General features: G+C 42.7%; 1 rRNA gene. It reads right to left on the reverse strand.

Features of this window, described 5'->3' with window-relative positions:
- Positions 1-65: ribosomal RNA gene (gene rrf, locus H5073_RS18125) — 5S ribosomal RNA — on the reverse strand; the annotation flags it as partial.
- Positions 66-328: the final 263 nt, after the last annotated feature.

Here is a 328-nt window from a genome sequence, read left to right on the forward strand (position 1 = left end):
ATACTGTGTTTCACTTCTGAGTTCGGAATGGGATCAGGTGGTGCCACAGCTCTATGGTTTCCAGACAAATTTTGTTTATTTAACGCACTCATTTGTGCATTAAATAATAATTCGGAAAGCTGATTGCTCTTTTTGGGAGCTTGAGTTCGCACTTTATTAAGCGCTCTATTTCTATTACTAAGGTCAGTACGACCTCCAGGGACGGAGGAAGTGCTTTAAACGTCAGGAACGTTTCAAGTAAAACCCATCTGGGTTGTATGGTTAAGCCTCACGGGTCATTAGTACAAGTTAGCTCAACGCCTCACAACGCTTACACACCTTGCCTATC

The organism is Shewanella sp. SR44-3, from assembly GCF_014163735.1.
Lineage (GTDB): Bacteria > Pseudomonadota > Gammaproteobacteria > Enterobacterales > Shewanellaceae > Shewanella.